This is a genomic window from Bacillus sp. FSL K6-1560 (assembly GCF_038592935.1).
In the GTDB taxonomy this organism is placed as follows: domain Bacteria; phylum Bacillota; class Bacilli; order Bacillales; family Bacillaceae; genus Bacillus; species Bacillus subtilis.
This window is the reverse complement of the sequence record NZ_CP151946.1, coordinates 3,586,329-3,605,474: the sequence shown is the minus strand read 5'-3', so window position 1 is coordinate 3,605,474 and position 19,146 is coordinate 3,586,329. Positions and strand designations below refer to the sequence as shown.

Below are 19,146 nucleotides of genomic sequence, written 5' to 3'. Positions count from 1 at the left end.
CCATTATATAAGGGACTAGGTTGAAGGGAAGGTTTGATAACATGCTGCACAATCCAACTGGAAAAGAACGCTTGGCACTAGCGTTTCTGCTCGGCATGCTTGCTATATTGGGCCCGCTTAATATAGATATGTATTTGCCAAGTTTTCCTGAAATCGCGGAAGATTTATCAGCAAGTGCTTCACTTGTTCAGTTAAGTTTAACAGCCTGTCTGGTCGGACTTACGATCGGCCAGCTGATTGTCGGGCCGGTCAGCGATGCGCAGGGAAGACGAAAACCGCTATTAATCTGTATTTTTTTATTTGCGTTATCTTCTCTGTTTTGTGCACTGTCGCCCAATATAACAACTTTAGTGGCTGCGCGTTTTTTACAGGGCTTCACTGCTTCTGCAGGGCTTGTGCTGTCTCGCGCAATCGTCCGCGATGTGTTTACCGGAAGAGAGCTTTCTAAATTTTTCTCGCTGCTAATGGTTATTACCGCGGTGGCGCCAATGGTTGCGCCTATGACAGGCGGTGCCATTTTGCTTTTGCCGTTCGCAACGTGGCATACAATTTTTCACGTTCTCATGATCATCGGATTTTTACTAGTTCTTCTGATTGCATTGAGGTTAAAAGAAACGCTTCCGCCGGAAAAACGGATTCCAAGCTCAATCGGAACATCCGTCAAAACGATGGGCAGCCTGCTGAAGGATCGGTCCTTTATGGGGTACGCGTTAACTGTCGGATTTATTCACGGGGGAAGCTTTGCATATGTGTCTGGTACGCCTTTTGTATACCAGGATATCTACGGGGTGTCTCCGCAGGTATTTAGTATTCTTTTTGGCATTAACGGGCTGGCGATTATATCGGGCAGCTTTATCATCGGGCGCTTTGGCGGAATCATTCATGAAAAAAGCCTGCTTCGTATAGCGGTCATTACGGCTGTGATTGCGACGGCTGTGCTATTAACCATGACCATGATTCACGGTCCTCTTGCTACATTAGTCATATCCATTTTCATTTACATGATTACGATCGGCATGGTTCTGACCAGCACGTTTACCCTGGCCATGGAAAAGCAGGGGCACCGCGCCGGAAGTGCAAGTGCGCTGCTTGGAATGCTTCCGCTGCTCCTCGGTTCAATCGTGTCACCGCTTGTAGGCATTAATGAGACAACAGCTGTTCCGATGGGGGCGATCATGTTTGTGACAGCTGTCATCGGCTCACTGGCGTTTTTTGGATTAACCAAAGAACGAGTAGGGCAGAATTCATAAAAAAACCTGACATGACGTCAGGTTTTTTGTTTTATTTAGAATAACAACAGCAGGCCTGCAATCGCCGGAGTCAAAAAGATGGCTGATTTCAAAACCACCTTTGGCATGAGGTTGGTGAATTTCGCGCCTACATAGGCACCGCACATTGTCCCGACCAGAACTTTGATCAGCAATACATAATCAACAAAACCTTCTGTGATATATCCGATGCCTCCACCTACAGCCAGAGGGATGATCACAAGCATCGTCGTTCCGACAGAATGGCGAATGGACAGATTCAGCATAATCATTAAACCGATTTGAATAAAAGGTGCCGACCCAATGCCGAATGTGCCGGAAAGAACGCCGGCTGCAATTCCTAAGATGACCGCTCTCGTATACGTTGAAAGAGTGCTTTGATTCACTTGAGCCTTCTCTTTTAAAATAAATAATCTGATTAAAATGAGAATTGCTGATAAAAATAACATTCCAGCCGTCAAATAATGAAGCAAATCAGCCGGAATAAAAGATGTCAGCTTGGCGCCGAAAAATGAGCCAACTGCAGCAAAGCCTCCGACTATTAAGCCAATTTTCATTTGAATGTTGCCCTCGCGATAGTGGCTATATGCCCCTGATAAGCTTGTAAAAGCCATGCCGGCAAGCGAAGTGCCTAAAGCCGTATGAATCGGGATATGGAAAAGAAGCGTTAAAAGGGCAATGACAAAGCCGGCTCCACCGGCGCCAATAAAGCCTAAAATAATTCCTAGAAGAAACATAACAAGAATAATGAGCATATTTTTTCCTCCATTGAAAAGATGTAAAAATGTAATCGTGCGCTATTCTGGCGGAGGTATGGTGTCCTATTGACGAAGAAAAACACGCCGTTTTTTCAGTTGCCAGTAGTCCGTCGACTGTCGTTCAGCAAACATATCGTACCTCAAATTCTGGGATCTGACAAGGCAGTTTGTTGCTTCCCATTACCATCTGTTATATGATTTTGATGAAGAAAAGCCCTTGAATATATTCAAAAGAGGTATTATATATGGACGATTTTAAATTAGATAAGCCGACTCCCTACTACCTGCAATTTTATAACCAGCTAAAAAAAATGATCTTCAACGGGACTTTTAAGCCTGGGGAACGGATAAACGAAACACAGCTGGCGAAAAGCTTTGGCGTCAGCCGCTCTCCGATAAGGGAAGCCATGCGATTGCTTGAGAAAGATGGTTTGTTAAAAGCGGATGACCGAAATGGGTTTTCGATCACGTCGTTAACGGCAAAAGATGTAGATGAGATTTATAAAATCAGAATTCCGCTGGAGCAGCTGGCAGTCGAATTAGTCATAGACGAAGCGGACGAAGAAGAGCTGACCATACTCGAAAAACAGCTTGAAGAAACAGAGAAAGCCATTCACAACGGCACGGAAGATACGGAAATCATTCGTTTAAATCAAAAATTTCATGAGCTGCTGGTTGATTTCAGCCATAACAGACATTTGAAAAATTTGCTTGAGCATGTAAATGACCTGATTCATTTTTGCAGAATCCTTAATTATACCGGCGACCACCGTGCAGAAACGATACTGAGTGAGCACCGCAGGATATTTGAAGAAGTGAAAAAGAAAAACAAAGAAGCAGCCAAACAACATGTACTGGCTCATTTCAATCATGACTGTGAGCATTTGAAGCATGTGCTTGAAGAAGGTAAAGAGAATTGATTTCTATGATCCGGTACCAAGGGGGAGCAGAACCCTTGGTATTTTTTTATGTATTCACCACATATCTGAGAGGCCCCGTTAATAAGATTTTATGATGGTTTGACTAACGAATAATGGGGGTTAAACATGTTTATCCATATCGTCGGGCCTGGTGATTCTTTGTTTTCGATAGGCAGAAGATACGGTGCTTCTGTTGATCAAATACGGGGTGTGAATGGTTTAGATGAAACGAATATCGTGCCGGGGCAGGCTCTGCTTATCCCTCTTTATGTATATACAGTCCAGCCTGGAGATACGCTTACCGCCATTGCAGCCAAAGCGTTTGTGCCATTAGAGCGACTGCGAGCCGCCAATCCGGGTATCAGCCCAAATGCTTTACAAGTGGGAGCAAAAATAACGATTCCTTCGATCTCAAATTACATTGCGGGAACGTTAAGTTTTTATGTGCTCCGAAACCCAGACCTCGATCGAGAATTAATCAATGATTATGCGCCATACTCGTCTTCGATTTCAATTTTCGAATACCATATTGCACCGAACGGCGACATTGCAAACCAATTGAATGATGCGGCCGCTATTGAGACAACTTGGCAAAGACGAGTCACGCCGCTGGCAACAATAACGAACCTTACATCAGGAGGCTTCAGTACGGAGATTGTTCACCAAGTGCTAAACAATCCGACAGCGAGAACCAATCTGGTCAACAACATTTATGACTTAGTTTCCACAAGGGGATATGGCGGTGTCACAATCGATTTTGAGCAGGTGAGCGCCGCGGATCGCGATCTTTTCACTGGATTTTTACGCCAGCTGAGAGATCGACTTCAGGCGGGAGGGTATGTGTTGACGATAGCTGTTCCTGCAAAAACAAGTGATAATATTCCATGGCTGAGGGGCTACGATTACGGGGGGATAGGAGCGGTTGTCAATTATATGTTTATCATGGCTTATGATTGGCATCATGCCGGAAGTGAGCCGGGTCCTGTAGCGCCGATTACTGAAATAAGGAGAACCATTGAGTTTACGATTGCGCAGGTGCCGAGCAGAAAAATCATTATCGGAGTCCCGCTCTACGGGTACGACTGGATCATACCGTACCAGCCGGGCACAGTTGCTTCAGCGATTTCAAATCAAAACGCAATCGAAAGAGCGATGAGGTACCAAGCTCCGATACAATATTCAGCCGAATATCAATCACCGTTTTTCCGGTACAGTGATCAGCAGGGACGGACGCATGAGGTATGGTTTGAGGATGTTAGAAGCATGAGCCGGAAGATGCAGATCGTCCGTGAATACAGATTGCAGGCTATTGGCGCTTGGCAGTTAACGCTGGGCTTTACGCCGGGCCCATGGCTTCTGCGGAAATTTTTTACGATCAGAAAAGTGTAAAAAAAGACACCACAGCTGGGGTGTCTTTTTTTTTGATTAAGTCCAGAGCAGCAGAATAGTTCATTCATTTGTACCTTGCATGGGTTGTGTTCCCATTTTACGATTAGTAGTAGTCTGATCAAACAAAGAGTCAGAATACGATTTGAGAGGGAGTTGTCTACATGAAGACAGTATTGATTTTGAATTTTCCTGCGGAAGGCCATGTGAATCCTACTTTAGGCATTACAAAAGCGTTTTCCGATAAGGGATATGATGTCCATTATATATCCACTGAAAAATATAAAAAACGATTAGAAGCAGCGGGAGCAACGGTCCATCTTCACCGGGATCTGCTGCGAACGACACCTATTCATGTCGGTTCGCCCAATGGCATTCTTGATTTCGTGAAAATCCATATCAAAACGTCATTGGACATTTTACAGATTGTCAAAGACTTATCTAAGAGCATTCAATTTGATTTTGTTTATTATGATAAATTCGGCGCGGGGGAATTGGTGAGGGATTACTTAGATATTCCAGGGGTCTCTTCATCGGCGTCTTTCCTGTTTGGCGAGGAGCATCTGAAAATCCTGCCGCTGCATCCGGAGTCTGGAGCGCCGCTTGAATTGGATCAAGAGTGCGAAGACCTTTTGGCAAAAATGAAAGAAACGTACGGTGTTGCCCCGAAAAACCTGGTTCAATTCATGAACAATAAAGGGGAATTGAACGTAGTGTATACAAGCCGTTATTTTCAGCCAGAAAGTGATCGTTTCGGGGATGAATGTCTATTTATCGGGCCGAGCTTTCCAAAGAGAGCGGAAAAAACAGATTTCCCGATTGAACAGCTAAAAGATGAGAAGGTCATTTATATTTCAATGGGGACTGTACTGGATCATACAGAGGATTTCTTCAACCTTTGTATTGATGCATTTTCAGGCTTTAATGGAAAAGTCGTCATCGCTGCCGGAGAAAAAGCGGACCTGACCAAATTAAAGCAGGCGCCGGAAAACTTTATCATTGCTCCGTATGTCCCTCAGCTGGAAGTGCTGGAGCAATCGGATGTTTTCATTACACACGGCGGAATGAACAGCGTAAACGAAGGGATTCATTTCAGCGTGCCACTGGTTGTCATGCCTCATGACAAGGATCAGCCGATGGTGGCGCAGCGTCTCTCTGAACTCCATGCAGGCTATGTCATCTCTAAAGATGAAGTCAATGCCCAAATATTAAAACAAGCCGTAGATGAGGTTTTGCGCAACGATCAGTATACGGCAGGCATTAAAAAAATCAATCAAAGCTTCAAAGAATGTATGGACATGGAAGAAGTGATGGAGCGGATTGATGAGTTGATTCGCCAAAAAAACAAATAAGAAAAAGAACTCCCGTACCTTGTACGGGAGTTCTTGATTTAAAACTTGATTTTGATTTTTTGAGCATCACTGATTTTCTTATGGTTATGGTCAAAGACGTCACTTGTCGTGATTTCGATCCACTTAATCTCTTTTGTTTTCATCTCAGCATCCGCGGCCTTATCATGAGCATGGCCGCTTGATGCGTTCACAATAAAGCCGAGATTTCCGGACTTTTCGGCGCCGCCTTCCAATTCACCGTTTAACTCTTCAAGATAAATATCTTTGTTCCAATCAAAGGTTTCGCCCGTATTTGTTTTCATCAATGCAATCGGCGCAACATTTACTTTTTTTGAAGAGGTGTTCTTGATATCAACGAAAACCTTAATGAAATCAAACTCTTCATCGTGTGTTAACTCATGAAAGTAATCAATCATGCTGTAGTCCGGGCGCAAGTGGATCAGCTTCATTTCTTTTACTGTTAACTCCACGTCGCCAATCTTATAGGTTTTGTTCACTTGTTTGATATCTTTTAAGACAGCTTTTCCTTTATCATCTGAAAACGTTTGGCCGACCTTAAGCAATGACCGGTCATCAGTTACCTGGGAATTAGGCTGATAATCATCTGTGCTGTCCTTCTGGGATGAAGTGCTTTGCGGCTCAGCTTTTACTGTTTTCTCCCCGCCTGCATGCTGTTTTTCAGTACTGGCGTTTGATGAGCAGCCCGCAAGCATGATAGCAAAAACGAAAATTGAAAGAATTCTTCTCATGATGATTCCTCCATTAAAAAGAGATCCCGTTACTTCATACAAGCAACGGGACACCTTGTATTCTTTTACTTATCGTTAATCTTAATGTTGTATTGTAAAGCCTTGAAGACATTTTTGGCGATTTCTGTATTGTCGATTTGGCCGGCAAATGTCTCACTAGACGGACCGTATGCATAGACGGGCACATCTTCACCGGTATGTCCGCCTGTGGTCCATCCAGTGTGAGAGCGTTTGTTAAAGATGTTCTCGATTGCGTTATCGATATCCAGTACTTCCTTCGATTTTGCCGCTTCTTCAACAGATTGAATTTCGGCTTTTGTTAAAGCCAATTTTTTTTGATCGATATATGTTTTCAACGTTTTTTCAACATCCGCGCCGTCAGCGATTTTTTCTGCCATAAAGTCTGGTGTGCGCTTTGCGGCTTTAATGGGTTCACTGAACCAATTGTAGATGCCGTCCGCACCGATGGAATATCCGCCGGTTGAGTGGTCAGCCGTTGCGACAACCAATGTGTGCTTGTCTTTTTTAGCGAAATCAATAGCCGCCTTATAAGCTTGTTCGAAGTCTTCCATCTCGCTCATGGCGCCGACGATATCATTGTCATGGCCCGCCCAGTCAATTTGGCTGCCTTCCACCATGAGGAAGAATCCGTCTTTATCCTTGTTTAATTTTTTTATGGCTGTGTTTGTCATGTCTTTAAGTGATGGAACATCCTTCGTCCGGTCAATCTTTTTAGGCAGGCCGCCGTCAGCGAATAGGCCGAGAACTTGGCTGTCTTTGTTTTTCAGCATGTCCTTGCGGTTATCCACATAGCTGTATCCCGCTTTTTTGAATTCCTTGATCAAATTACGGTCCTTACGGTCAAAATTGCTCTTTCCTCCGCCTAGAAGGACATCAATTTTGTGCTTGCCGTTGACCATCTCATCAAAATAATCATCCGCAATTGAGTTCATATTTTTTCGGCTGTGGTCGTGGGAACCGAAAGAGGCCGGAGTGGCGTGTGTAATTTCTGAAGTGGCCACAAGTCCTGTTGCTTTTCCTTTTTCTTTCGCAGCTTCAAGCACCGTTTTGGCTTCTGATCCGTCGTTATCCACCGCTATGGCATTATTGTATGTTTTAATTCCCGCAGACATAGCCGTTGCCGCCGCTGCAGAATCCGTTACATTTTGTTCAGGATCATCGGGGTAAGTTGTTTGCTGGCCGACAAGATACTGATCAAAAGCCGTAGGCTCCACAACTTTTGTCTTTTTATTATCCTTTAAGTATCGATAAGCAGACGTATAAGACACACCCATACCATCACCAATCAGAACAATAACATTCTTAATTTCGTCGTGGTTCCCCTTTTTCTTTTCCTGGGCGCTGGCTTCAGGCACACTGCCGCTAGCTAAGCTGCTGAACGCAATTGATGATAAAACCGCGATAGGCAGTAATTTCTTCGGGAATTTTTTCAACTGGATAACCTCCTAAATATAGATGAATCTCAATGACAACCCAATTATATTTTTAAACTGTTAAGCTAGTATTAATCGATTTTAAAGATTGGATTTACAAGAATAATGAACTGCTATCAAGAGAAAGGAAAGAGTGATAGTACTAAAGAAATAAATTGGAGGAATAGATACTGGCCGTGGATAGGCGGACTGAAATCTGCTATAGTCGCATAGAAGCAACCCGCTTACATCTTGAACAATTAAGTATTATGTTGGAAGAGGTATTGTGTAAGCACATGTCTGAGCAGTTCATATGGAGTGGCATCATTTTATTTTAGGAGGGAACAACATGGACGTTTTTTCTGAGTATTTAGCGGGGATTGATGACCCGTTCCACCGAGAAAGAACGGAAGAGGTGTTAACTTGGATAAAAAATAAATATCCAAATTTACATACAGAAATAAAATGGAACCAACCGATGTTTACGGATCACGGTACATTTATTATTGGCTTTAGTGTTTCTAAAAAGCATTTAGCTGTCGCTCCTGAAAAAGTAACGATAGCGCACGTAGAGGATGATATTGTGAAGGCAGGATATGACTACACCGAGCAGCTGATACGTATCCCTTGGAACGATCCAGTTGATTACACGCTACTTGAGAAAATGATTGAGTTTAATATTCGGGATAAGGCAGACTGCTCCACTTTTTGGCGAAAATGAAGGAAAAAGGCATAACATATGAGCTGTATAAAATATGTTACACCTTTTCATTTGTCTATTTTTCGTTTTGATCATCTATTGCTGCTTTTCTTCAAACAAGGTCTTTTCATTGAGCGTAAGCTGGCTCGCAGAATAATGATTACCTTGTTTCCATTTCACTTCAATCGTAATATCATGGCCTTCAAGCTCATGTTCATCTAACCGCTCTAAAAAAGAAACGGACTTTTCTTTTGCGCTTCCATCAGAAAAAGTGCCTCCAGCATAATCATGCATCGGGATTTCCGTGTCAGAACTCAGCAGAACTTCATCATCCTTTTTTACAATCAGTGATTCCAAATAAGTGTTGTCTATTTCAATTGTATCACCGATCCAATAAAGTTTGCCGCTGTATTCATTCGGTGCATCTTCATTTTTTGTGAAAATAGCTTCCCAATTCTGGTCTTTGCTTTCTCCCTGCCAATTCGGATACTCCAAACGAACATGATGAATCAGGTGATAGGAAAAAAAGATCAAGCAGAAAGCGATTAATAGGAATGCCATGAAAATGAGAGGGTATTTATAATGACTGGACATAAAAGACTCCTATTCGTTTAATCAATTACCTTCGAAAATAGAATTTCATCCCGAATCAAAATGCCGTTTTTAGCCACCTCGGGAATCTCCGGCTTGAGTCGGCGCGCTTTTTCAACTGCGTTCGGAAACACTGCAGCGAATTGATAGCCTCTCTTTTGATAAAACGCCATCGCATGTACATTATCATTCGTTGTGATAAGCTTTATTCGTTGACAATGTGCATGTTTAGCCGTCTCTTCAACCTGCTGAAGTAAAGCTGTGCCGATTCCTTTATTTTCAATCATACTATCTAATGAAATAATTTCACAATCTTTCCCATCTATCAAGTATGTAATACAGCCAATGATTTCGCCGCTTTCATTTACTGCGGCAAATCCATCTAATTCATCACACCGAAAAATGCCGCTGGAAATCGCCATCTCGGGTGTACCCCATTGCTTGGCAATAAAATCGGTCAACATATGTTTCGCTATCTCATTGTTTGGGATGATGATCATCATAACACTCCTCTATTGAAAGATTGCATATGTACTATCAATATAAACAATATATAACAAAAAAAATAGATATTGAGGTGACGGCATGGAAATCAGCGATGTTATTTACGGGCACCACCATATAGATGGAGTACTGGAAGAGCTTATCAAAAGCGCTCCTGTGCAAAGATTAAAAGGGATCTATCAAGGCGGAGCAAGCTTTTTAGTCAATCGAAGGTGGAATGTGACCAGGTATGAGCACTCCATCGGCGTAATGCTCCTCATCAAAAAGCTCGGAGGAACGATAGAAGAACAGATTGCGGGTCTGCTCCACGACGTATCACACACAGCTTTTTCTCATGTGGTCGACGTTGTCTTTGAAAATCAAGCAGAAGACTATCATGAAAACATCTTTCAACAAGTCATTGTTCACTCTGAAATCCCGGACATTTTACAAAAACACGGCTATCATACTGAAGAACTTTTATCTGACGATTCAAGGTGGACATTGCTCGAACAGCCCGCACCGGAGCTGTGTGCTGATCGGACAGACTATACGCTGCGTGATATGTACCGATATGGACACATTAGCCTGCACGAAGCGCAAACCTTTTTGGATCATCTTATTGTGAGAAACGGAAGGATGTTTCCTGATAGTATTGAAGTTGCCGAATGGTTTGTCAGTGTGTACTACAAGGAAGTGATTGATTTCTTTTTGAATCCCGTGAATGTATATGGATATGAATACTTAGCGCGAGCATTGAAGGCAGCGCTGCGGCATGATGTCATATCCGCAGAGGATCTCCTGAAAACAGACCAAGAGGTACTGAACATCCTGCGTGCATCAAAAAATGAAGAAGTCCTGAGCTTGCTTACATCTATTCATCCCGGCATACAAGTAATAGAAGATGACATCCAGTACGATTTCCATCAAAAGAAGAAAATGCGCCTAATCGATCCATCCATTTTTCTTGATGGCGAATGGATCAAATCCTCAGATGCTTCTGAAAAGGTGAGGAAAATGGGTGAGGCCGCTTATCAAAAAGCAAAAAAAGGTGTGTATATAAAAATCTTAAATCAGTAAATGCCGCCTGACAGCGGCCTTTTTTCATGTTTGGCTTTGCAAACAAAGGGGAATAGGACAAACTGCGGGAACGCTTTATGAGAATATCAGCGTATTTACATACCATTCGGGGGTATAGTATTATCGAGAGGGCATGTTTTCATTATCTGCGGGCAAAAGTTACAGGAAAAAAATGAAGCAAAGGAGAATGAACATGAAAATCTCTAAAAATGCACTGGGAATTCTGATGTTATCTCTTGTTTTAGTTTTATCAGCATGCGGCAATAACAACAGTACGAAACAAAGCACACATGACAATCATTCAGACTCCTCAACACATGAAGAGATGGACCATTCTGGATCAGCTGACGTTCCAGAGGGATTACAGGAATCTAAAAATCCGAAATACAAAGTAGGCAGCCAAGTAATCATCAATACTTCTCATATGAAAGGCATGAAAGGTGCCGAAGCTACGGTAACAGGCGCCTATGATACAACGGCGTATGTTGTTTCTTATACTCCGACTAATGGGGGACAGCGTGTGGATCATCACAAATGGGTGATCCAAGAAGAAATCAAAGATGCTGGAGATAAAACGTTACAGCCCGGAGATCAGGTGATTTTAGAGGCTTCTCATATGAAAGGCATGAAAGGAGCAACAGCCGAGATCGACTCGGCAGAAAAAACAACTGTATACATGGTTGACTATACATCGACAACGAGCGGCGAAAAAGTGAAAAACCACAAATGGGTCACAGAAGATGAGCTTTCAGCTAAATAATAAAAAATCCTCCTTTTACAAGGAGGATTTTTTTGCTGTCTGAACAGGTCTTGTTAAAGAAATTACAGCAAACAGGACAGCGATGATCACAATTGACCCGCCGCACCATGCTGTTGACACCACAGTACCCGTCTGATCCAAAACAACACCGCCAATGGCTGAGCCAAGGGCAATTCCGACTTGGAGGGCCGATGTGTTAAAGCTTTGCTGAATGTCAGACGAATCAGGTGCAATTTCAATTAAATAGCTTTGCTGAGCCGGGGCGAGGCTCCAGCTCAGAAGACCCCAAATCACCATGACAGGCAAAAAGAAAATCATAGACGATGTAGACAGCGGCAGTAAGAACATAATGATAGCAAAGGAACCGGTCACCAGCAAAATGCTCTTAAAGGAACCAAGCCGGTCAGATAGCGCTCCTCCAAAAGGGCCTCCGCATACGGCAGATATCCCGAAAAGGAAATAACAAATGCTGACCCAGAAAGAGCTCAGGTGAAGAGTCTCTTCTAAAAACGGTGCAAAGTAAGCGTAAAGCGTGTAGTGGCCAGCTAATGTAAACATCGTGACGAGGTGTGAACTCGCGATTTTCAGATTACCGATCGTCTTGAGCTGTTCCCGGAAAGGAATCATTTTCTCCGCCGGTATTCTTTCAAAGAAAATTGAAATAATCAGCATGGAGATCAGCGCCAACAGGCCGATGCCAAGGAACAAAATCCGCCACCCGAAGGAATCGCTGATTAAGATTCCGAGCGGCACGCCTAATGCGATAGCAGAGCTGAAACCCATAAAAATAATTCCGATTGCGCGGGCTCTGTATTCAGGCGCTACAATTTTCGGGGCAATTGTTAAAGAAAGCACAACAATCAGCCCTGTACTCATTGCTGCCAATACCCTAGATACCATCAATGTGGCGAAATTAGGGCTGAAATAGGCGACAAGATTGCTAAGGAAGAAAACAAATAAAGCAATTAAATATAAGCGCTTCCGCTCAATCCTTGCAGTCAATGCCAAAAGCAACGGCCCAGATACTGCATATCCCAGCGCAAACACACTGATCAGCTGTCCGGCTGAAACAATGGAAATGTCTAAATCATTTGCGATCTGAGGAAGAATCCCCCCCACAATTAACTCAACCAATCCGACTGCAATCGTAGAAGCTGCAAGCAGGAAAACTTTGAAATTCATAACAAACTCCTTTACTTAAATGTTTTGATAAATAAAAAAAATCCTGATTACAAAAAATGTCATAAACAAATTTTGTAATCAGGATTTTACGGTTCCTGGTAGACACCCTCAAACCATATTATTGAGGTTATACAAGTGATAATAGCTATTTAATTGATTCGTTTCCGTTGATGAGTGTACCACATTATGAATGAATCTTCCATAGAAAAATTTACAAAGTGATGAACCGGACAAGTGTATGATTATATTTATTTTATAAAAGTATAGACATTTAAAAATAAATGACTATAATAATCCATGTAAGCGTTTTAATCTCAAGGGGGGATAGCAGTTGAAAAAAATATTACTCGCGTGCAGCTCAGGAATGTCTACCAGTTTATTGGTGACAAAAATGAAGGAATACGCACAGTCTATCGGTGAGGAAGCAGAGATTTGGGCTGTTGGCCAGGATAAAGCAAAAGAAGACATGAGAAAAGCGGATGCCGTTTTGATCGGTCCGCAAATGAGCTTTCTGAAAAGCGAACTCCAAAAAGAAGCGGATCAATACAACATTCGGGTTGAAGTCATTGACATGATGGCCTACGGAATGGCAGATGGGAAAAAAGCGTATGAGCAGGCATTGTCCTTAATGGAGAATCAATAATGGAACAGGTGAAAATCACGAACTTAACAGACGAACAAATCAGTTTTCAGCTTATCCTGCACAGCGGCAATGCCCGCAGTTGCATCATACAATCACTGCGCGCCTACAAAGAAGGGAACAAGGATGAGGCGGATGCCCTCATTGCCAAGGCTGAGCAGGATTTATCCGCGGCCCATGACATTCACTTTCAAATGATACAGAAGGAATCCGGCGGAGAAGCACAAGCTTTCTCATTGCTGCTTATGCATGCAGAGGATCATCTGATGTCAACATTATCCATGAAAGAATTAGTGAAAGAGATGCTTGATCTCTTTAAAACCAAGAATCTATAAATAATCGGGGTGGATAGGGTGTTCGAGAAAATCAGCCAATTCCTTGTTCCAATTGCAGGGAGGTTAAACAATAACCGCTATTTGCAAGTACTGCGTGATGCATTTATGCTGGCTTTCCCGCTGACGATATTCGGGTCCATTTTTGTCGTGTTAACGAATTTGCCGTTTCTAAACAAAATCATGAACGCCTCAATGCTTACGTCGTTTCAGTCTCATTTCGGCATTGCCTCCACGGCGACAATGGGCATTATGTCTGTCTTTGTTGTGTTCGGGATAGGCTATTACCTGTCAAAAAGCTATCAGGTCGAAGCTGTATTTGGCGGAGCGATCGCTTTGGTTTCCTTTTTGCTCTTAACGCCATTTATCATTCAGCCAGAAACAGGAGATGCCATTACAGGGGTTATCCCGGTCGATCGTCTCGGTGCAAAAGGGATGTTTCTTGGGATGATTACGGCATTTCTTTCTGGAGAAATCTACAGAAGAATCGTTCAAAAAAACCTGACAATCAAAATGCCAGCCGGCGTTCCGCCTGCTGTAGCAAAATCATTCGCCGCACTTATTCCGGCTTTTATCACATTGACCGTATTTTTGCTGATTAACGTAATGGTGACTCTGTTTTTTAAAACAAATATGCACGACGTCATTTATCACGCAATTCAGGCTCCGCTTGTCGGACTTGGAAGCGGTATCATTCCAACGCTTATTGCCGTGTTTTTCATTCAAATTCTTTGGTTTTTCGGACTGCATGGACAGATCATTATCAACTCCGTGATGGACCCGATTTGGAATACACTGCAGGTAGAAAACCTTTCTGCTTACACGGCGGGAAAAGAAATCCCTCATATTATTTCAAAACCGTTTATGGAGATTTATACAGTAGGGATGGGCGGAACCGGGATGACGCTTGCGATTGTGTTTACCATTCTCATATTCATGAAAAGCAGGCAGATGAAGCAAGTATCAAAACTTGGCCTCGCTCCCGGTATTTTTAACGTCAACGAACCGATTATCTTCGGGCTTCCGATTGTCATGAATCCGATCATTATTGTGCCTTGGGTGCTGGCACCGATGGTTGTTACGCTCGTCACCTATCTGGCTATGTCAGCAGGGCTCGTTCCGCCTCCGACTGGTGTGACAGTGCCGTGGACGGTTCCATTATTCATTAATGGTATCATGGCGACGAACTCAATCATGGGGGGCGTGATGCAGCTTATCAATCTGCTGATTGTCTTCGTGATCTGGTTTCCGTTCCTAAAAGCAATGGATAAATTAAATCTGGCAAAAGAAAAAGAACAGGCTGTGCAGGAGACAGCTGCTCAGTAAAATGATAACAGCATAAAAATGTGACATAAGGGGAGAGAGACTTGGCACAAACAGAACAATATCGTTTTCCAAAGGATTTTTGGTGGGGATCATCCGCTTCAGCAACACAAACGGAGGGTGCCGCCGACAGAGACGGAAAAGGCCAGAATATATGGGATTATTGGTTTGAAAAAGAACCGCATCGTTTTTTTAATCATGTCGGACCCGCAGACACATCCCAATTTTACGACAACTATAAAGAAGATATCAGGCTGATGAAGGAGCTTGGCCACAACTCGTTCCGGATGTCGATTTCCTGGTCACGTTTAATACCAAACGGAACGGGCGAGATCAACGATAAAGCCGCAAATTTCTATAACAATGTCATTGATGAGTTGATCGCTAACGGAATTGAACCATTTGTCAATTTGTTTCATTTCGATATGCCGATGGCGCTTCAAAAAATCGGCGGCTGGGTCAACAGAGAGACGGTTGACGCGTATGAAAACTATGCGAGAACGTGCTTCCGTTTGTTTGGCGGCCGGGTGAAAAAATGGTTCACGCATAATGAACCAATCGTTCCCGTAGAAGGCGGATACCTATATGATTTTCATTATCCAAACAAGGTCGATTTTAAAGAGGCCGTCCAGGTTGGATTTCATACGATGCTATCAAGTGCCCGTGCCATTCAGGCATACAGGGAGATGAAGCAGGACGGAAAAATCGGTATCATCTTAAATTTGACCCCTTCATACCCGAGAAGCAGCCATCCGGCGGATGTGAAAGCCGGGGAAATCGCAGACGCGTTTTTTAACAGATCTTTTTTAGATCCATCTGTCAAAGGCGAATTTCCCAAAGAGCTGGTTGACATTTTGAAGCATGAAGGCTTTATGCCAGATTACAACGCTGAAGATCTTGACATCATCAAAAAGAACACGGTTGACCTGTTGGGAGTGAATTATTACCAGCCGAGACGTGTGAAAGCGAAAGAACATCTTCCGAATCCCGACGCTCCTTTTTTGCCGGACAGGTATTTTGATCCCTACGTCATGCCGGGCCGCAAAATGAATCCGCATCGCGGCTGGGAGATCTATGAAAAAGGCGTTTATGATATTTTGATTAATTTAAAAGAAAACTACGGCAACATCGAGTGTTTTATCTCTGAAAACGGTATGGGGGTTGAAGGTGAAGAGCGATTCAGGGATGAACAAGGCATCATTCAAGATGATTACCGGATTGAATTTATAAAAGAGCACCTCAAATGGATTCACCGCGCCATACAGGAAGGATCAAACGTAAAAGGCTATCACTTATGGACGTTCATGGACAACTGGTCTTGGACAAATGCCTATAAAAACCGATACGGATTTGTATCAGTCAATCTTGAGAAAGACGGAGAAAGAACCGTCAAAAAGAGCGGAAAATGGTTCAAAAAGGTTGCTGAGCATAGCGGTTTCTAGGTTTTCCTAAAGGTCAAGATCTTCCGGCAATCATCATAACGAATAGAGATGACGAAAATCCGCAACATTGATGAAATAGGGAAAAGAACTTATGATATCCGTAAAAGCTTATGTGATATCAGACTCTAACAGCTGCCGGAGGATGCCAATGAATAAATACGAAATTATTGCAAATGAAATGAGAAATAGAATTAAAAATAACGTATATCCGATCGATCAGCCCATTCCTGATGAAGTATCTCTTGCAAAAGAATTTAACTCAAGCCGCATGACGATGAAGAGAGCCTTGGATAATTTAGTTGCCGAGGGTCTGCTGTTCAGAAAACGAGGCCATGGCACGTTTATTATTCAATCTGCAATACAGGATGACCATGTACATGTAGTCAGCAATGAGATTCTCGGATTGACCAACTTGCTGAAAGATAAAAAAATCCAAAGCAAGGTCATTCAGTTTGAAGTGCAATTTCCCACTGAGGAAGTGGCCGCCCATTTGTCTATTGATCAGAAAACACCGGTTTATTATGTCGTTCGGCTGCGAATTGTAGAAGGTGAACCCTATGTATTAGAAAAAACATATATGCCGACTCATTTAATACCGGGCATTAATGACGATGTCCTTCATGATTCGATCTACAATCATATTACAAATGTGCTGCAGCTCAAAATCGCCGGCTCACATCGGAAAATCAGAGCCTGCAAATCTGATCATATTGACCAGCAGCATCTGGGCTGTAAAAAGGATGATCCAATTCTTGAAGTTGAACATGTGGGCTTCTTAGATAACGGCATTCCATTTGAATATTCCTTTTCACGTCATCGGCATGACAAGTTTGTTGTGACTTCTGTAAACATACGGCGCTGATTGCGGAGACAACAAGGAGGCCATCTGCATGCTTGGCGGTATTGAAGCAGGCGGCACAAAGATTGTTTGTGCTGTCGGTAAGGAAGATGGAACAATCATTGACCGAATAGAATTCCCCACAAAGATGCCGGATGAAACGATAGAGAAAGTAATTCAATATTTTCGCCAATTTTCATTACAGGCAATCGGCATCGGTTCCTTTGGCCCCGTTGATAACGATAAAACCAGTCAAACATACGGTACCATTATGGCCACGCCGAAAGCGGGCTGGAGACACTACCCCTTTTTGCAAACCGTTAAGAACGAAATGAAGATCCCAGTCGGATTTAGTACAGATGTCAACGCTGCGGCGCTGGGTGAATTCCTTTTCGGTGAAGCGAAGGGTCTTGACAGCTGCCTGTATATAACGATTGGCACTGGCATCGGAGCGGGGGCTATTGTAGAGGGGAGGCTCCTTCAGGGGCTGTCACACCCAGAGATGGGCCATATTTATATCCGGAGGCACCCGGATGACGTATACCAAGGGAAGTGCCCTTATCATGGAGATTGCTTTGAAGGCTTAGCTTCAGGCCCCGCTATCGAAGCCCGCTGGGGAAAAAAAGCCGCGGATTTATCAGATATAGCCCAAGTCTGGGAACTGGAAGGGTACTATATTGCCCAAGCGCTGGCTCAGTATATTTTGATCCTTGCACCTAAAAAAATCATTCTTGGCGGCGGCGTCATGCAACAGAAACAAGTGTTTTCTTATATCTATCAATATGTACCAAAAATCATGAACAGCTACTTAGATTTTTCTGAATTATCAGATGATATAAATGATTATATTGTACCTCCACGTTTAGGCAGTAACGCCGGAATCATCGGCACGCTAGTTTTAGCGCATCAGGCCTTACAAGCAGAGGCAGCATCCGGGGAGGTGCGATCATGACGCATCCTTTATTTTTAGAGCCTGTCTTTAAAGAAAGACTATGGGGAGGGACGAAGCTTCGTGACGCTTTTGGCTACGCAATACCCTCACAAAAAACAGGTGAGTGCTGGGCCGTTTCTGCCCATGCCCATGGCCCGTCGGCTGTAAAGAACGGCCCGCTGGCAGGAAAGACACTAGATCAAGTATGGCAAGATCATCCAGAGATTTTCGGTTTTCCAGATAGGAAGGTGTTTCCGCTGCTGGTAAAGCTGCTGGACGCCAATATGGATCTCTCCGTGCAAGTCCATCCTGATGATGATTATGCAAATCTGCACGAAAATGGCGACCTTGGTAAAACGGAGTGCTGGTATATCATTGATTGCAAAGATGACGCCGAACTAATTTTGGGACATCACGCAAGCACAAAGGAAGAGTTCAAACAACGAATAGAAAGCGGTGATTGGAACGGGCTGCTGAGGCGAATCAAAATCAAGCCCGGAGATTTCTTTTATGTGCCAAGCGGTACACTCCATGCTTTATGTGAGGGAACCCTTGTCCTTGAAATCCAGCAAAACTCTGATACAACGTATCGCGTATACGATTATGACCGCTGTAATGACCAGGGCCAAAAAAGAACTCTTCATATAGAAAAAGCCATGGAAGTCATAACGATACCGCATATCGATAAAGTGCATACACCGGAAGTAAAAGAAGTTGGTAACGCTGAGATCATTGTTTATGTGCAATCAGATTATTTCTCAGTGTACAAATGGAAGATTAGCGGCCGAGCTGCTTTTCCTTCACATCAAACCTATTTGCTGGGGAGTGTTCTGAGCGGATCAGGACGAATCATAAATAATGGTATTCAGTATGAATGCAATGCAGGCTCACACTTTGTCTTGCCTGCGCATTTTGGCGAGTTTTCAATAGAAGGAACATGTGAATTCATGATATCTCATCCTTAATGAATGGGGGAGT

At 43.2% G+C, this 19,146-nt stretch carries 20 protein-coding genes and 1 riboswitch; of the genes, 14 read left to right on the top strand and 6 right to left on the bottom strand.

Annotation, left to right across the window (positions count from 1 at the left end; translation table 11 throughout):
• The first annotated feature begins 41 nt into the window (after nucleotides 1-41).
• Entirely contained in the window at nucleotides 42-1,250 is a 1,209-nt protein-coding gene (locus tag NYE22_RS19160; RefSeq protein ID WP_015382899.1) for a Bcr/CflA family efflux MFS transporter, read from the top strand.
• A gap of 35 nt (nucleotides 1,251-1,285) precedes the next feature.
• Here the strand turns inward: NYE22_RS19160 and NYE22_RS19155 are convergent, their stop codons facing one another.
• A complete protein-coding gene (locus NYE22_RS19155; protein WP_041336928.1) occupies nucleotides 1,286-2,023 on the bottom strand; it encodes a sulfite exporter TauE/SafE family protein in 738 nt (245 codons plus the stop codon).
• 248 nt (nucleotides 2,024-2,271) lie between these two features.
• Between NYE22_RS19155 and NYE22_RS19150 the strand changes: the two genes are divergently transcribed.
• The 3 genes from NYE22_RS19150 to NYE22_RS19140 all read left to right on the top strand — a co-directional run bounded on the left by NYE22_RS19150 (nucleotide 2,272) and on the right by NYE22_RS19140 (nucleotide 5,684).
• Nucleotides 2,272-2,946: a GntR family transcriptional regulator gene (locus tag NYE22_RS19150; protein WP_021481633.1), complete on the top strand. Its 675-nt coding sequence runs from the start codon at nucleotides 2,272-2,274 to the stop codon at nucleotides 2,944-2,946.
• A gap of 126 nt (nucleotides 2,947-3,072) precedes the next feature.
• Complete coding sequence (locus NYE22_RS19145) at nucleotides 3,073-4,335, top strand: glycoside hydrolase family 18 protein (protein ID WP_046160108.1); 1,263 nt, start codon at nucleotides 3,073-3,075, stop codon at nucleotides 4,333-4,335.
• 161 nt (nucleotides 4,336-4,496) lie between these two features.
• Nucleotides 4,497-5,684, top strand: a complete 1,188-nt coding sequence (locus NYE22_RS19140) for a glycosyltransferase (protein ID WP_003234124.1) — start codon at nucleotides 4,497-4,499, stop codon at nucleotides 5,682-5,684.
• 38 nt (nucleotides 5,685-5,722) lie between these two features.
• On the opposite strand, the gene NYE22_RS19135 is transcribed toward NYE22_RS19140, so the two are convergent.
• Both NYE22_RS19135 and phoB read right to left on the bottom strand, forming a co-directional pair.
• On the bottom strand, nucleotides 5,723-6,433 hold the full coding sequence (locus tag NYE22_RS19135) for a membrane lipoprotein lipid attachment site-containing protein (RefSeq protein WP_249852543.1): 711 nt from the start codon (nucleotides 6,431-6,433) through the stop codon (nucleotides 5,723-5,725).
• 65 nt (nucleotides 6,434-6,498) lie between these two features.
• On the bottom strand, nucleotides 6,499-7,887 hold the full coding sequence (phoB, locus tag NYE22_RS19130; RefSeq protein WP_017695992.1) for an alkaline phosphatase PhoB: 1,389 nt from the start codon (nucleotides 7,885-7,887) through the stop codon (nucleotides 6,499-6,501).
• A 328-nt stretch (nucleotides 7,888-8,215) separates the two neighbouring features.
• On the opposite strand from phoB, the gene fra reads away from it, so the two are divergent.
• The gene (gene fra, locus NYE22_RS19125) at nucleotides 8,216-8,587 is read left to right on the top strand and encodes an iron chaperone frataxin (protein ID WP_072173543.1); all 372 of its coding nucleotides are present in this window, start codon (nucleotides 8,216-8,218) and stop codon (nucleotides 8,585-8,587) included.
• Between the two features lie 75 nt (nucleotides 8,588-8,662).
• On the opposite strand, the gene NYE22_RS19120 is transcribed toward fra, so the two are convergent.
• Both NYE22_RS19120 and NYE22_RS19115 read right to left on the bottom strand, forming a co-directional pair.
• On the bottom strand, nucleotides 8,663-9,160 hold the full coding sequence (locus NYE22_RS19120) for a YdhH/YoaO family protein (RefSeq protein ID WP_015715330.1): 498 nt from the start codon (nucleotides 9,158-9,160) through the stop codon (nucleotides 8,663-8,665).
• A 17-nt stretch (nucleotides 9,161-9,177) separates the two neighbouring features.
• Complete coding sequence (locus NYE22_RS19115; RefSeq protein ID WP_342412060.1) at nucleotides 9,178-9,660, bottom strand: GNAT family N-acetyltransferase; 483 nt, start codon at nucleotides 9,658-9,660, stop codon at nucleotides 9,178-9,180.
• Nucleotides 9,661-9,742: 82 nt separating this feature from the next.
• Between NYE22_RS19115 and NYE22_RS19110 the strand changes: the two genes are divergently transcribed.
• Together NYE22_RS19110 and NYE22_RS19105 are read left to right on the top strand one after the other, a co-directional pair.
• Nucleotides 9,743-10,720 carry an HD domain-containing protein gene (locus tag NYE22_RS19110; protein ID WP_342412059.1) on the top strand — a complete coding sequence of 326 codons (978 nt, stop codon included), beginning with the start codon at nucleotides 9,743-9,745 and terminating at the stop codon, nucleotides 10,718-10,720.
• A gap of 133 nt (nucleotides 10,721-10,853) precedes the next feature.
• A complete protein-coding gene (locus NYE22_RS19105) occupies nucleotides 10,854-11,480 on the top strand; it encodes a YdhK family protein (protein WP_342412058.1) in 627 nt (208 codons plus the stop codon).
• Nucleotides 11,481-11,495: 15 nt separating this feature from the next.
• On the opposite strand, the gene pbuE is transcribed toward NYE22_RS19105, so the two are convergent.
• Nucleotides 11,496-12,662, bottom strand: a complete 1,167-nt coding sequence (gene pbuE, locus NYE22_RS19100; protein ID WP_095252690.1) for a purine transporter PbuE — start codon at nucleotides 12,660-12,662, stop codon at nucleotides 11,496-11,498.
• A 55-nt stretch (nucleotides 12,663-12,717) separates the two neighbouring features.
• Nucleotides 12,718-12,817: riboswitch (purine riboswitch) on the bottom strand.
• Nucleotides 12,818-12,993: 176 nt separating this feature from the next.
• On the opposite strand from pbuE, the gene NYE22_RS19095 reads away from it, so the two are divergent.
• From NYE22_RS19095 to manA, 7 genes are all read left to right on the top strand, one after another.
• On the top strand, nucleotides 12,994-13,305 hold the full coding sequence (locus NYE22_RS19095) for a PTS sugar transporter subunit IIB (protein WP_014112863.1): 312 nt from the start codon (nucleotides 12,994-12,996) through the stop codon (nucleotides 13,303-13,305).
• On the top strand, nucleotides 13,305-13,637 hold the full coding sequence (locus tag NYE22_RS19090) for a PTS lactose/cellobiose transporter subunit IIA (protein WP_021481624.1): 333 nt from the start codon (nucleotides 13,305-13,307) through the stop codon (nucleotides 13,635-13,637). Before NYE22_RS19095 ends, NYE22_RS19090 begins: the two co-directional genes overlap by 1 nt.
• Nucleotides 13,638-13,655: 18 nt before the next feature.
• Entirely contained in the window at nucleotides 13,656-14,960 is a 1,305-nt protein-coding gene (celB, locus tag NYE22_RS19085) for a PTS cellobiose transporter subunit IIC (RefSeq protein WP_342412057.1), read from the top strand.
• Nucleotides 14,961-15,001: 41 nt separating this feature from the next.
• Complete coding sequence (gene gmuD / locus NYE22_RS19080) at nucleotides 15,002-16,399, top strand: 6-phospho-beta-glucosidase GmuD (RefSeq protein ID WP_282627533.1); 1,398 nt, start codon at nucleotides 15,002-15,004, stop codon at nucleotides 16,397-16,399.
• A 148-nt stretch (nucleotides 16,400-16,547) separates the two neighbouring features.
• The gene (gene gmuR / locus NYE22_RS19075; RefSeq protein WP_032727116.1) at nucleotides 16,548-17,261 is read left to right on the top strand and encodes a transcriptional regulator GmuR; all 714 of its coding nucleotides are present in this window, start codon (nucleotides 16,548-16,550) and stop codon (nucleotides 17,259-17,261) included.
• A 28-nt stretch (nucleotides 17,262-17,289) separates the two neighbouring features.
• Nucleotides 17,290-18,189 carry a fructokinase GmuE gene (gene gmuE, locus NYE22_RS19070; protein ID WP_072173541.1) on the top strand — a complete coding sequence of 300 codons (900 nt, stop codon included), beginning with the start codon at nucleotides 17,290-17,292 and terminating at the stop codon, nucleotides 18,187-18,189.
• Nucleotides 18,186-19,133 (top strand): mannose-6-phosphate isomerase, class I, encoded by a 948-nt coding sequence (gene manA / locus NYE22_RS19065; RefSeq protein ID WP_072173540.1) that lies wholly within the window; start codon nucleotides 18,186-18,188, stop codon nucleotides 19,131-19,133. The genes gmuE and manA overlap by 4 nt, the downstream gene beginning before the upstream one ends.
• Nucleotides 19,134-19,146 lie beyond the last annotated feature (13 nt).